This window comes from Pseudomonas sp. P39-UII1 (assembly GCF_039672635.1).
Taxonomy (GTDB): domain Bacteria; phylum Pseudomonadota; class Gammaproteobacteria; order Pseudomonadales; family Pseudomonadaceae; genus Aquipseudomonas.
Genome location: NZ_JBDFPP010000020.1, coordinates 1 through 12493 on the forward strand (window position 1 = coordinate 1; position 12493 = coordinate 12493).

The window sequence follows — 12493 nt, forward strand, 5'->3', positions numbered from 1 at the left end:
GAGCGGCTCCGCTTCAAGACCTTCCCTCGATGATCAGTCGAGAACTTTCGCCTCTTGGGAGGCGAAAGTCGAGATACAAGGAGCGGCTTCAGCCGCGAACACCGGCGAAGCCGGTGCCATCCACCGCGGCGCCTGCTTCGCGGCTGAAGCCGCTCCCACAGGGTATGCGGCGCGCTCGCGGGCTTTGGTCTCTGGTGGGAGGGAGTTACCCGCGAAGCGAATTCCACATGACTCAGCGGATCAACAGCCCAAGCCCATCCAGCAACCGCTGCAAGGCGCCCTGATTGGCCTGCATCACCGCCCTGCCCGCCTCGCCCATGCGCTGTGCATCCTGAGGCAGCTCGACCAGCCGGCGCACCGCCTCGGCCAAACCTTCAGCATCATCCACCTGCTGCAACGCCCCCGCCTCGCGCAACATTGCGCTGATCTCGAGGAAGTTGAACACATGCGGCCCCATGATCACCGGCAATGCCAGCGCCGCCGGCTCCAGCGGGTTGTGCCCTCCCGTAGCGACCAGGCTGCCGCCGACGAAGGCGATGTCGGCCAAGGCATAGAGGAACAGCAACTCGCCCATGGTGTCGCCAAGCAACACGCGAGTCTCGGCACCCACTGCCGTACCCGCTGAACGACGAACCGTGGCGAACTGCTCGCTGCACAAGGCGTGCACCGCATCGAACCTTTCCGGGTGGCGCGGCACCAGTATCAGAAGCGCATCGCCATGCACCTGCAGCAACTGCCGATGGGCCTGCAGGATCAACGTATCCTCGCCTTCATGAGTACTGGCGGCAATCCACACCGGGCGCTGGCCTGCACCCCACTGCTCGCGCAGCGCCTTGGCGCGCGGCAGCAGTTGTGGGTCAATCTTCAGGTCGAACTTGATCGAACCGGTCACCTGCACGCACTCGGGCCGTGCGCCCAGTTTGCGAAAGCGCTGCGCCTCGGTCTCGGTCTGTACCGCAATCAGGTTCATCTCGGCCAGCATGGGTCGGGTCAGCTTGGCGAAGCGCGCATAACCACGGGCCGAGCGCTCGGATAACCGCGCATTGGCCAGCGCCACAGGGATGCCCCGCTTGGCGCACTGATGGATATGGTTGGGCCACAGCTCGGTTTCCATGATGACACCCAGGCACGGGCGCACATGGTCGAGAAAGCGCCCCGCCGCCCACGGTAGATCGTAAGGCAGGTAGCAATGCTGGATGCGCGGTTCATCGGCGAACAGGGCGCGAATGCGCTCTGAACCGGTCGGGGTCATGCAGGTGAGCGTGATCGGCAGGTCCGGGTAGGCCTTTAGCAGCGCACGCACCATGGGAGCGGCGGCGATACTTTCGCCCACCGACACGGCGTGCACCCAGATACCGCCTTGGCGCATGGCTGGCAGGTGGCGGGCGAAGCGCTCGCCGATACGCTGGCCGTAGGCCGGCGCTTTGCGTGCCCGCAGGTATAGGCGCAGCGCAACCAGTGGCAGGCCCAGGTGAAACAGCAGGGTATAGAGAGTTCTGTTCATGGCGGCGAAGTTTACCCGATAGCACGCAGGTGTACTGCAAAGCGCTCGGCCAGCCATTGCGCGGCCGGCCCCAGCGGCTCGTCACGGCGCCAGGCCAGTTCGACCACCAAGGCCGGTGGCCGCCATTCGCTGGCCAGCTCGACCATCTGCGCCTGGTAGGTCGGGTATTGCACCACGTGGCGCGGCAGCCAGGCCCAGCCAAGGCCGCGCATCAACAGTTCAGCCATGGCGTAGAAGCTGTCGGCACGCCATACCTGCGGGCTGATCGCCTCGCCACCCGGGTAGCCGCTTTGCTGCGGGGTAATGAGTAGTTGGCGATGACGTGCCAGCTGCTGGCGCGTCACCCGCCCTTCGCGCGCCAGCGGGTGGTCCACGGCGCACACAGTGACCATTTCCACGCTGCCCAGGGTCCGCCGCTCCAGCGATGCCGGCATGCTTTCGTGGTGAAAGAACAAACCCAGGTCGGCGCGACGCTCCACCAACTTGCGCGCCACATCACCCTGGGCGGCACTGGCCAGCTGCACTTCAAGGAAGGAGTAACGGCTGGCCAGTTCGTCGAGGCTGTCGATTACCGGCTGATAAGGCATGGCCTCGTCCTGGGCGACCCGCAGCAAGGCTTCTTGCCCACGCATCAGCGCCAGGGCCCGACCGTCCAGGCGTTCACACTGGCGCAGCAGCTCGCGGGCATCCTCCAGCAGTGCGGTGCCGTTTTCGGTCAGTTTCGGCTGACGGCCGCTGCTGCGGTCAAACAGGGTTACGCCCAGGTCCGCCTCAAGCAAGGCAATGGCATTGCTGACTGCCGACTGTGCCTTGCGCTGCTCGCGGGCGACGGCAGAAAAAGAACGCAGCTCGACCACACGCACGAAGAGACGCAGTTGCTCAAGGTTCCACTGTTGCGGCATCAACCTATCTCCAGGGGTGATAGGTAATGACTTTACCCCATCCAGGCAGCGTCTAGAATGCCCGACCAGCAACCGGAGAATATCGCCATGAATGCCTATACCTACCTCGCCATCGCGATCTGCGCCGAAGTCATCGCCACCGCTTCAATGAAAGCGGTCAAGGGCCTGAGCACGCCGCTGCCGTTGCTGTTGATGGTGGTCGGTTACGGGATCGCCTTCTGGATGCTGACCCTTGTGGTGCGCAGCATTCCGGTGGGCATTGCTTACGCGATCTGGTCGGGGCTGGGCATTGTGCTGATCAGCGTGGCGGCGCTGGTGATCTATGGCCAGAAGCTGGATGTGCCGGCGATGCTGGGCATGGCCATGATTGTGGGTGGGGTGGTGGTGATTCAGCTGTTCTCCAAGACAGCCGGGCATTGATGCTGCCAGATGGATCCTGGGGCTGCTGCGCAGCCCCAGGATCACAAAGCCCACCCTGGCCTGAGCCTGTATACTTGCCAGCTGTCCCAGTCTTCGAGGTACCGCCATGCCAACCGCCATTTCCACTGACGTGCTGATCGTCGGCGCCGGGGTCGCAGGCCTGTGGCTGAATGCCCGCCTGCGTCGCCTGGGTTATTCGACAGTGCTGGTGGAGCGCGCCAGCCTTGGCGGCGAGCAGACCATCAAGTCCCAGGGCATTATCCATGGCGGTACCAAATACGCCCTGCATGGTGCCTTGACCGGTGCCTCGGAAGCCATTGCCGACATGCCGCGACGCTGGCGCGAGGCCCTGGCCGGCAATGGCGAGCTGGACCTCGGGCGTACTCGACTGCTGTCCGACGCGCACTACCTGTGGTCCCCAGGCACGCTGGCCGGCAACCTCACCAGCTTCTTCGCCAGCAAGGCCGTGCGCGGCCGGGTCGATCAAGTGAAGGGCGACCAGCTGCCACCTGCGCTGCAGGACCGTGCCTTCAAGGGCAAGGTGTATCGCCTGGCAGAGCTGGTCATCGACGTGCCCAGCCTGCTGGCCAACCTGGCCGAGCTGGCTGGCGACAGCTTGCTGGCAGGTGAGCACATCGAACCCTTGCGCGAAGGTGATGAGCTGGTCGGCCTGCGCGTGGACGACCGTGAAATCCGTGCCCAGCGCATCGTGCTCAGTGCCGGAGCCGGCACCGAAGGTTTGCTGCACGCGCTGGGCCTTAGCCAGCCAGCCATGCAAACCCGGCCGCTGCACATGGTCATGGCCAAAGGCCCGAACCTCAAGCCGTTGTATGCCCACTGCCTGGGTGGTGGGCCCAAGCCGCGCGTCACCGTGACTACCCACCCAGCAGCCGATGGGCAATGGGTCTGGTACCTCGGCGGCGACCTTGCCGAAGCCGATGGAGTAGCGCGCGAGCCTGCGGCGCAGATCGCTACAGCGCAGAAGGAAATCGCCAACTTGTTGCCATGGGTCGACCAGAGCCTGGTCCGCTGGGCCACACTGCGCGTCGACCGCGCAGAGCCGGCGCAATCTGGCTTGGTGCGCCCGGACAACGCCTTCCTCGCCGATCAGCAGCGCCTGCTGGTGGGGTGGCCGACGAAGCTGGCTTTGGCGCCAGACTTCAGTGACCGCGTGCTGGCCAGCCTCGAGCGCGACGGTGTTCGCCCAGGCGCCCCGGCCGATCTCTCTGCGCTGCCGCGCCCGCCCCTCGGCGTACCAGCCTGGGAGCAACTGCTGCCATGACCCTGCCAACCCTCCACGACTTCCACCGCCCATTGGGCAGCACCGGTTTCAAGGTGTCGCCCCTGGGCCTGGGCACGGTCAAGCTAGGCCGCGACCAGGGCGTGAAATACCCCACCGGTTTCACCATCCCCGGTGATGACGAAGCACGCATGCTGCTGGCACAAGCGCGCCAGCTGGGCATCAACCTGATAGACACCGCACCGGCCTATGGCCGCAGCGAAGAGCGCTTGGGGCCGTTGCTGCGTGGCCAGCGTGATGAGTGGGTGATCGTCAGCAAGGTCGGTGAAGAGTTCGAAGACGGCCAGTCGCGCTTCGACTTCAGCGCCGCCCACACCCGCCTTTCGGTCGAACGCAGCCTGCGCCGCCTGGAGACCGACCGCATCGAGCTGGTGCTGGTGCACTCCGATGGCAATGACTTGGAGATTCTCGAGCAGCAGGAGGTCTACCAGACCCTTGCAGCGCTGAAGCAGGAAGGCAAGATCCTCGGCTATGGCCTCTCGGGCAAGACCGTCGCCGGTGGCCTGAAGGCCCTCGAGCAAGGCGACTGCGCCATGGTCACCTACAACCTCAACGAGCAGGCGGAACGCCCGGTGCTGGACTACGCTGCCGAACACGGCAAGGCCATTCTGGTCAAGAAGGCTCTAGCCAGCGGGCATGTCTGCCTGGCGCCCGGCACCGATCCGGTGCAGGCCAGCTTCGAACTGCTGTTTGCCCACCCGGGCGTCAGCAGTGCTATCGTCGGCACTATCAATCCGCTGCACCTGGCCCACAACGTGGCCACCGTCGCCCGTATCCTGGGCCAGCATTGAGTTGTCCCTACCCTAGGGCCTGAAGACAGCCCTGACGCAAGGAGGAGCCTCGTGCCGCGTACGCTGATCCGCAAGAACCCGAGCAACTTCAAGACACTGCCGCTGCATGTCGAAGCCACCCCGGAAGGCCTGGTCTATCAGAGCATCGGCATGCCGCTGAACTTTGCCCAGACCCAGCAGCGGCGGCGCGCCATCCAGTTGCCAGACAACCAGTGCTTCGTGGTCGAACTGGCCAACCTGGGTGTCTCGGTGCGCCTGACCTTGCACTGGCAGCACCGTGACTATTGGGTGCTGGTGCGCCAGCGGCGCCAGGACCGCGGCGATGTAGTACTGAAATTGATTTCAGGTTATGTCCCGGCCCAGGAGTTGAACCTGCCGTTGCACACCGCCGTTCAGGAAGTGGCTGAAGAATGCCTGCTGGAAACCCCGGAAGGCTGGCTGGGCGGGCGCTTCAACGAAACCTGGCTTCCGGCGCCCTATGACGCTGCCCTGCACTACCGTGAGTCGCTGCCGTTCGTGCTGACGCCAGAGTCTGGCGCCGCACGGCCGGTGCATTGCGGCAACCTGATGCTGCTGGAACGGCCGCGGGCATATGTGCATTTGCCCACCGCCTCGTTGCAACTGATCTACGACATGCGCCTGCAGGTGCCCCGTGAGGCCAAGAAGCTGAGCCTGTTCCATGTGGATGAACGCCTTGAGGGCGATCAGTTGGTGGCGCGGCTAAACCGTAAACGGCCAGACCTGTACTTGATGCCCTTGCAGGACGGCAAGCCACTGGCTGAGCTGTATACGTTGAAGAAAGACGAACTGGTACCGGCGAGCACCCGCGGGTTGTACCTGGCCGAAAGCTTCGCGCGCCAGGACGGCTGGGTGGTGACGGATGAGCGGATACGTTGGAAAGAGTGGGTGAAGCAGCAGGGTTTGGTGGAGCGCAAAACGGCCAGGGTTTCACATTTGCAGCGCTTTGGAGACAAAGCGCGGGCGCTGCTGCAGCGGGCGCGTACCACACTGCATAAATGAAGTGGGGGCTGCTTTGCAGCCCATCGCCGGCAAGCCGGCTCCCACATGTACAGCGCTGGCTTCAAGGGCACTGGCTTCTCTGCAGGAGCCGGCTTGCCGGCTCCCCCATGTACAGCGCTGGCCTCAAGGGCACTGGCTTCTCTGTAGGAGCCGGCTTGCCGGCGATTGGGCCGCGAAGCGGCCCCAGCGCCATCAGTTCTTGCGGATCTTCTCGACAATCGCCGTGGTCGAGCTGTTCTCGACAAGCCCCAGCACCTTCACGGTACCGCCATAGGCTTTGACGATGTCGGCGCCGACCACCTGGTCGATGCCATAGTCACCACCTTTGACCAGTACATCCGGTTTCACTTGGCTCAACAGGTTTTCCGGCGTGCCTTCTGGGAAGCTGATCACCCAGTCCACCGCGCCAAGGCCGGCCAGTACCGCCATGCGCCGGTCGACACTGTTGATCGGCCGACCGGGGCCTTTCAGGCGGCTTACCGAAGCGTCGTCGTTGACCGCGACGATCAACCGATCGCCCTGGGCCCGTGCTTGCTCCAGGTAAGTCACATGCCCGGCATGCAGGATGTCGAAGCACCCGTTGGTGAAGACGATCTTCTCGTTATGCGCGCGCGCATCGTCGATGGCCAGCAGCAGTTGCTCCAGGCCCAGCACACCACGCTCCGAACCCTCTTCACGCTGGATCGCACGGCGCAACTCAGGTGCGCTGATTGCCGCGGTACCCAGCTTGCCGACCACGATGCCTGCAGCCAGGTTGGCCAAGGCAACGGCGTGGGGCAGGTCTTCACCCGCTGCGATGGCGGCCGCCAGCGTGGAGATAACGGTATCGCCGGCACCGGTCACATCGAACACTTCGCGGGCACGCGCAGGCAGGTGCAGGGCCGGCTGGCCGGTGCGCAGCAGGGTCATGCCATGCTCGCCACGGGTGACCAGCAGCGCGCCCAGGTCCAGGTCCAGCAGCAGCTGCAGGCCCTTGGCGACCAGCTCGGCCTCATCGGTGCAACGGCCGACAATGGTCTCGAACTCGCTGAGGTTCGGGGTGATCAGGCTGGCACCCCGGTAAATGGAGAAATCCTTGCCCTTGGGATCGGCCAGCACCGGGATGCCCTTGGCTCGTGCGGCCTGGATCAGGCTCTGGTGGTTCTTCAGCGCGCCCTTGCCGTAATCGGACAGCACCAGCACCTTGACGCCCTCGAGCAGGCTTTCGACCTCAGCGCCCAACGACAACGGGTCGGTGGCGAACGGCTCTTCGAAATCTATGCGCAACAACTGCTGGTGACGGCTCATGACCCGCAGCTTGACGATGGTCGGCTGGTGCGCGATGCGCTGGAACACCGAACGCACGCCAGCAGCCTGCAGGCTGTTGGCCAGGCTGTCGGCAGCTTCATCCTGGCCGGTCACGCCGATCAGCGCTGCCGGTGCGCCGAGGGCGGCAATGTTCAAGGCAACGTTGGCCGCGCCGCCGGGGCGATCCTCGATCTGATCGACCTTGACCACCGGCACTGGCGCTTCTGGCGAAATACGCGAAGTACCGCCATGCCAGTAGCGGTCCAGCATGACATCGCCGACCACCAATACCGGGGCTTGATCGAAACGCGGCATGGACAACTTCATGGGCAACCCATATGGAAATAATGAACAGGGGCAGGATATTAGCACAGGGCAGGCGACGGCTTTACGGCCAGATCGGGCCCTGGAAAATTCCGGTGACAATCGGGGCCATACGGCCCCGTTCAGGGAGGACTCAGGTGATATCGGCCTTTGCCGGCTCTTCCAGGCCCATGGCGTGCAAGCGGGCATAATAGCCATTTGCTGCCAACAGCTCGGCATGCGTACCGCGCTCTACCAGGCGGCCCTGGTCCATGACCAGGATCTGGTCGGCCTTCTCGATGGTCGACAGGCGGTGGGCGATCACCAGCGTGGTGCGGCCCTTCATGACATGGTCCAGCGCAGCCTGGATGTGCCGCTCGGACTCGGTGTCCAGTGCCGATGTCGCTTCGTCGAGGATCAGCAACGGGGCATTTTTCAACAGTGCCCGGGCAATTGCCAGGCGCTGGCGCTGGCCACCAGACAGCAGTACGCCGTTTTCACCCACATCGGTATCGAAGCCCTTGGGCAACTGGTCGACGAACTCCTTGGCGTAGGCATCGGCCGCCGCGGCTTCGATGTCCGCGCGCGGTGCGCCGGCCAGGTCGCCGTAGGCGATGTTGTTGGCCACTGTGTCGTTGAACAGGGTGACGTGCTGGGTAACCTGCGAAACGTGACGGCGCAGGTTGCGCAGGCGGTAGTCTTCGATCTCGACGCCATCGAGCAGGATCTGCCCCTGGTCGTGGTGGTAGAAGCGTGGAATCAGCGCCGCCAGGGTCGACTTGCCGCTGCCGGAACGCCCTACCAGGGCAATCATCTGCCCAGGCTCGGCGGTAAAGCTGATGTCGCTCAGCACTTCGCGATCGGTACCTGGGTAGGTAAAGCTCAAGTTGCGCACTTCCAGGCGCCCTTGTACCCGGTCCTTCTCGACGGTACCGCTGTCGACTTCGGGTTGCTCGTCCAACTGCTCGAAGATGCTTTCAGCGCCGGCCAGGCCTTTCTGGATGGTCGAACTGACTTCCGACAACTGGCGGATCGGCTTGGGCAGCAGGCCTGCGGCAGTGATGTAGGCCACCAGGTCACCGGCAGTGGAGTCGCCACGCAGGAACAGCACCAGGAACATCAACGCAGCCATGGCGCTGTAGATCACCAGCTGCAGCATCGGCGTATACAGTGCACCGGTTTTGGTCATGCGCAGCTGTTTGTCGGTGTTGCTCTGGCTGGCACGGCCAAAACGTTGCTGCTCGTAAGCCTCGCCGCCGAAGCTGCGCACCACGCGATAACCCTGGATGGTTTCGGACGCGACATGCGTGACGTCGCCCATGGCCACCTGGATCTTCTTGCTCTGCTTGCGGAATTTCTTGCTGGCGACGCTGACCATCACCGCGATGACCGGCAAGATGGCAACCATCACCAGCGTCAGGTGCCAGTTCATCCACAGCAGGTAGGCAAACAGGAACACCACCGTCAGGCCTTCACGGATCACCACCTTGATGGCATCGGTGGCGGCCCCCGTGACCATGGTCACGTTGAAGGTGATGCGCGAAATCAGGTGGCCGGAGTTGTGGTTGTCGAAATAGCGGTTGGGCAACACCAGCAGCTTGTTGAACAACTCGACACGCAGGTCATGCACCAGGGAAAGGGAGACCTTGGCCAGGAAGTAGTTGCCAAGGAAAGAGCCGAGCCCCTGCCATGCGGCGATCAGGATGATCAGCAGCGGCACGGCCTGCAGCAACTGCAGGTCGCGCAGGTAGGGGACGTTGGGGAACAGCACCGCTTCGGGGTTGCTGAGGCCATCGACGAAATACTTGAGGATCCCGGCCAGCATCGGCTGGGTCGAGGCAAAGATCACGAAACCGATAATGCTCAGCAGAAAAATGCCGACATAGGGTTTCACGTAGCTCAGCAGCCGGAAGTAGATCTTCACGCTGGAGGTGTGCTCCGCCGGTAGCGGTGTTTCGGCCATCATCGAGCTCGCTGTTCAGGTTGAACCGGAAATTTTACCACAGGCGTCATTTTCGGCACTCCCCCAGGGTAACAACATCGCCAGGCCGACGATCAGCCAGCTCACGAACCACTCGGCACGCGGTGTTGCGGTGAGGCTGGCGGCATCGAACTGCATGGCCATGGTGGAGAAAATCCACAGCCCGAGCAGGATCTTGCCCAGCAATGTGTGGCGCGCGCGCACGATTTCAGCCAGCGTGAACAGCCATACCGCGATCCACAGCAACATGCCAGGTAGCCCGAGCTCCACCGCAACGTGGGTGAACATGTTGTGGGTATGGTCGAATTCCATACCGACCGCACTCACCTTGTAGGACGCACCCAGGCCCAGCCCGGTCCATGGATGTTCGCCGATCATCTGAATCACGGCCTGGAAAATCTCTGGGCGGAACGAGGAGCCTCGCGCGGTGATCACGTCATACACCACATAAAACGCCACGCCAGTGGCAATCAAGGCCGCAACTGCGATCAGCCGGCTATGGCGGTCGCGGAACCACAACGGCGCAAGTACCACGGTGGACAGCAACGCCAGCACCGCGCCGCGGCTCTGGCTGAGCATGACGAATGCACCCAGGCATGCCAGTGCCAACAACCAGCCAAGCTGAACAACCCGCTGGTGCGGCAACTGATAGAGCAGCAGCAGGACCGCCGTACCTATGACGTAGGCGCCAAGAATCGGGTGGGAGATTTCGCCGATGCCCCCAAGCCTACCGATCAGCGGATTGCCCAACACGAAATAGAACTGGACGATCGATATCAACGCCGCAATGGCAAGCAAACCGCTACCGATTTGCAGCAAGTGGCGAATGCGTGCAGGCCCGCCCTGGGCCACCAAGGGAAACGCCAACAGAAACACCAGGATGTAAATCAAGCGCTTGGCTTCGCGGCCAGGTTCCTCGGCGGCCGACCAGACCAGGCTGATGGCACCCCACACAATCAGCAGCAGCACCGCCCCCCACAACGCCGGCTGACGTCGCCAGGCTTCGACCAGCACCGTGCGCGCGGGCCATGCCAGTATCAAGGTAGGCAACCACAGAAACGCTACCAGGCCCTGCTGATATACCTTGTTGCTGGGCGCCAGAGCGATCGCAGCTACAAACCAGACCAGACCGAACCCCAACCAGGCCCGCGCCCAGTTTTTCTCATGCAACATCAGCTCCCCCGGTGAATCAAAGACACCATCATGGTGCTACAGCATTATTTTCGGCATTATTGCCGGTCATTTTGCTCGCCAGACGACAAGGCTCAATTCATGCAATGCTCTCGGCTCACCCAGGTCGACTTCGATCAGCTGACACTTGGCGCCCAGGTTCTAGAGGCTGACAGCCATGGCGCCAAAGTCTACCTCCTTGAAGATGGAAATTTCCTCAAGGTTTTTCGTCGTAAGCGCCTGATTTCATCTGCGCTGCTGCGCCCCTATTCCCAGCGCTTTGTTGAAAACGCCACGCGCCTTGCCCAACTGGGCATCCCCACGCTCGAGGTCATCAGCCAGCACAAGCTCGATCTGCCCGGCAGAACGGCGGTGCTGTATCGCCCGCTGCCGGGGCGCACGCTGCTGCAGATGTCGCGTGACGACGGCTTCAGCTGGGACATCTACCTGCCCCGCCTGATCGACCTGATCCGCCAGTTGCACCGCAGCGGTGTGTACTTTCGCTCGCTGCATCTGGGCAATGTGGTGGTCACCCCCGACCAGCGCCTGGGCCTGATCGACGTGGCAGACATGCGTTTCCTGCGCCCGCCACTGTCTGCCCGGATGGTTCGTCGCAATGTGCAACACATGGTGAGTTACATCGAACGCGAGAAGCTTGGCGACCGCTTCCCGCTCGCCGATTTCGAGGCGGCCCTGCTGGCGCGCTGAGCCTCAGCCGCGCAGCAGGCTGGCCGAGCCACTGCTGAAAGCCTGCCAGGCCGCTTCCGGCGCCAGCGCCTGACGCTGCCGGGCGGCCAGCGCCGCCGCGCTACGGGCATCACAGCGCTCGATCGCCTGGGCCCAGACCTGTACATCACCCACCGGCAGGTAGCAGCCGGTGTCCCCCAATTGCTCCCGGAACACCGGGAGGTCGCTGCAGATCACCGGCACATCGGCCATTACCGCTTCTTGTACGACCAACCCCAAGCCTTCGGCGCGCGAGGGCACCATGAGCCAGTCAAACGCCCGGTAAAGTTGCTGCAAGTCATCATGGTGCCCACAGAGATGGACGCGGCCATGCAGGCCGAGTGCGTCGATTCGTGACTGCAGGGCCGCTCGCTGAGGGCCGTCACCGATGATTGCCAACTGTGCATCAGGCTGCGCCGCAGTGCCCTGAGCGAATGCGTCGATCAGCATCTCGAAGCTTTTGCTCTCTACCAGCCGCCCCACGGCGCCCAGTACTTGCCCGCTGGTTTGTGGCAGCGCCAAAACCTGCCGTGCCCGTTCGCGGGTCATCAGCGACTCGATAAACGCGTGCGGTTCGAGCGCCATGCGCAACGTCTGCACTGGCCGCCCCAGGTCGCGCTCCAGCGCCTGGGCGAGGGTCTGCGAAACCGCAGCGATACTCAGCCGGTCGGCGGGGAACCTGGACAGCAGGCGAACATCGCTGGCGGTGAGACGGGTCTTGCCGTGGAACAGGACCTTGGCCCGCATACCAGGCAGCTGCAACAGTAATGGCAGCACCAGGCGCGCGACGCCCACGCCATCGAGCAGCAACACATCGGCCTTGGCTTCGGCCAACGCCCTGCGCAGCTTCAAGCGCAGCCATGGCCGCAGCAGGCGCCACAGATGCCGCCCCTTGAGCGCACGTTGCGGCATGTGCCATTCGCGGGTGGAGCCGAGCCCGCAACAAAGGCCGCTGCCCAGCAGCAGCCAGTTGCTGATACGGGCATCCGCACCCGCGTGCGACAGCACCTGCCGGTGAACCTTGTGAATGGACATGTACGGTGACCCGCCCGCCCACATCATGTTGACGATGTTCATGGGGATAGCGCC

General features: G+C 63.5%; 11 protein-coding genes. 5 read left to right on the plus strand and 6 right to left on the minus strand.

Going from position 1 to position 12493, the window contains the following annotated elements; translation table 11 throughout:
* Positions 1 to 232: 232 nt before the first annotated feature.
* Both waaA and ABEH27_RS20780 read right to left on the minus strand, forming a co-directional pair.
* Positions 233 to 1504, minus strand: a complete 1272-nt coding sequence (gene waaA / locus ABEH27_RS20775; protein WP_346615361.1) for a lipid IV(A) 3-deoxy-D-manno-octulosonic acid transferase — start codon at positions 1502 to 1504, stop codon at positions 233 to 235.
* A gap of 11 nt (positions 1505 to 1515) precedes the next feature.
* Entirely contained in the window at positions 1516 to 2406 is an 891-nt protein-coding gene (locus tag ABEH27_RS20780) for a LysR family transcriptional regulator (RefSeq protein WP_346615362.1), read from the minus strand.
* 87 nt (positions 2407 to 2493) lie between these two features.
* Here ABEH27_RS20780 and ABEH27_RS20785 point away from each other — a divergent pair, with 87 nt between their 5' ends.
* The 4 genes from ABEH27_RS20785 to ABEH27_RS20800 all read left to right on the plus strand — a co-directional run bounded on the left by ABEH27_RS20785 (position 2494) and on the right by ABEH27_RS20800 (position 5937).
* On the plus strand, positions 2494 to 2826 hold the full coding sequence (locus ABEH27_RS20785; RefSeq protein WP_008095055.1) for a multidrug efflux SMR transporter: 333 nt from the start codon (positions 2494 to 2496) through the stop codon (positions 2824 to 2826).
* 106 nt (positions 2827 to 2932) lie between these two features.
* The gene (locus tag ABEH27_RS20790) at positions 2933 to 4108 is read left to right on the plus strand and encodes an FAD-dependent oxidoreductase (protein WP_346615363.1); all 1176 of its coding nucleotides are present in this window, start codon (positions 2933 to 2935) and stop codon (positions 4106 to 4108) included.
* Positions 4105 to 4917, plus strand: coding sequence for an aldo/keto reductase (locus ABEH27_RS20795; protein WP_346615364.1), 813 nt, complete (start codon positions 4105 to 4107; stop codon positions 4915 to 4917). Before ABEH27_RS20790 ends, ABEH27_RS20795 begins: the two co-directional genes overlap by 4 nt.
* Positions 4918 to 4968: 51 nt before the next feature.
* Positions 4969 to 5937: a metal ABC transporter ATPase gene (locus tag ABEH27_RS20800; protein ID WP_346615365.1), complete on the plus strand. Its 969-nt coding sequence runs from the start codon at positions 4969 to 4971 to the stop codon at positions 5935 to 5937.
* 192 nt (positions 5938 to 6129) lie between these two features.
* Here the strand turns inward: ABEH27_RS20800 and hldE are convergent, their stop codons facing one another.
* From hldE to ABEH27_RS20815, 3 genes are all read right to left on the minus strand, one after another.
* Positions 6130 to 7551 carry a bifunctional D-glycero-beta-D-manno-heptose-7-phosphate kinase/D-glycero-beta-D-manno-heptose 1-phosphate adenylyltransferase HldE gene (gene hldE, locus ABEH27_RS20805; protein ID WP_346615366.1) on the minus strand — a complete coding sequence of 474 codons (1422 nt, stop codon included), beginning with the start codon at positions 7549 to 7551 and terminating at the stop codon, positions 6130 to 6132.
* Positions 7552 to 7681: 130 nt separating this feature from the next.
* Complete coding sequence (msbA, locus tag ABEH27_RS20810; protein ID WP_346615367.1) at positions 7682 to 9490, minus strand: lipid A export permease/ATP-binding protein MsbA; 1809 nt, start codon at positions 9488 to 9490, stop codon at positions 7682 to 7684.
* A gap of 15 nt (positions 9491 to 9505) precedes the next feature.
* Positions 9506 to 10681 carry an O-antigen ligase family protein gene (locus tag ABEH27_RS20815; RefSeq protein ID WP_346615368.1) on the minus strand — a complete coding sequence of 392 codons (1176 nt, stop codon included), beginning with the start codon at positions 10679 to 10681 and terminating at the stop codon, positions 9506 to 9508.
* 99 nt (positions 10682 to 10780) lie between these two features.
* Between ABEH27_RS20815 and ABEH27_RS20820 the strand changes: the two genes are divergently transcribed.
* On the plus strand, positions 10781 to 11386 hold the full coding sequence (locus ABEH27_RS20820) for a toluene tolerance protein (protein ID WP_346615369.1): 606 nt from the start codon (positions 10781 to 10783) through the stop codon (positions 11384 to 11386).
* Between the two features lie 3 nt (positions 11387 to 11389).
* On the opposite strand, the gene ABEH27_RS20825 is transcribed toward ABEH27_RS20820, so the two are convergent.
* Entirely contained in the window at positions 11390 to 12481 is a 1092-nt protein-coding gene (locus ABEH27_RS20825) for a glycosyltransferase (protein ID WP_346615370.1), read from the minus strand.
* Positions 12482 to 12493 lie beyond the last annotated feature (12 nt).

What these genes read in the sequence shown, in the direction of transcription:
- ABEH27_RS20825 (WP_346615370.1), bottom strand. Translation starts at nt 12,481, where the DNA reads ATGAACATCGTCAACATGATGTGGGCGGGCGGGTCACCGTACATGTCC.
- ABEH27_RS20785 (WP_008095055.1), top strand. Translation starts at nt 2,494, where the DNA reads ATGAATGCCTATACCTACCTCGCCATCGCGATCTGCGCCGAAGTCATC.
- msbA (WP_346615367.1), bottom strand. Translation starts at nt 9,490, where the DNA reads ATGGCCGAAACACCGCTACCGGCGGAGCACACCTCCAGCGTGAAGATC.
- hldE (WP_346615366.1), bottom strand. Translation starts at nt 7,551, where the DNA reads ATGAAGTTGTCCATGCCGCGTTTCGATCAAGCCCCGGTATTGGTGGTC.
- waaA (WP_346615361.1), bottom strand. Translation starts at nt 1,504, where the DNA reads ATGAACAGAACTCTCTATACCCTGCTGTTTCACCTGGGCCTGCCACTG.
- ABEH27_RS20795 (WP_346615364.1), top strand. Translation starts at nt 4,105, where the DNA reads ATGACCCTGCCAACCCTCCACGACTTCCACCGCCCATTGGGCAGCACC.
- ABEH27_RS20820 (WP_346615369.1), top strand. Translation starts at nt 10,781, where the DNA reads ATGCAATGCTCTCGGCTCACCCAGGTCGACTTCGATCAGCTGACACTT.
- ABEH27_RS20815 (WP_346615368.1), bottom strand. Translation starts at nt 10,681, where the DNA reads ATGTTGCATGAGAAAAACTGGGCGCGGGCCTGGTTGGGGTTCGGTCTG.
- ABEH27_RS20790 (WP_346615363.1), top strand. Translation starts at nt 2,933, where the DNA reads ATGCCAACCGCCATTTCCACTGACGTGCTGATCGTCGGCGCCGGGGTC.
- ABEH27_RS20780 (WP_346615362.1), bottom strand. Translation starts at nt 2,406, where the DNA reads ATGCCGCAACAGTGGAACCTTGAGCAACTGCGTCTCTTCGTGCGTGTG.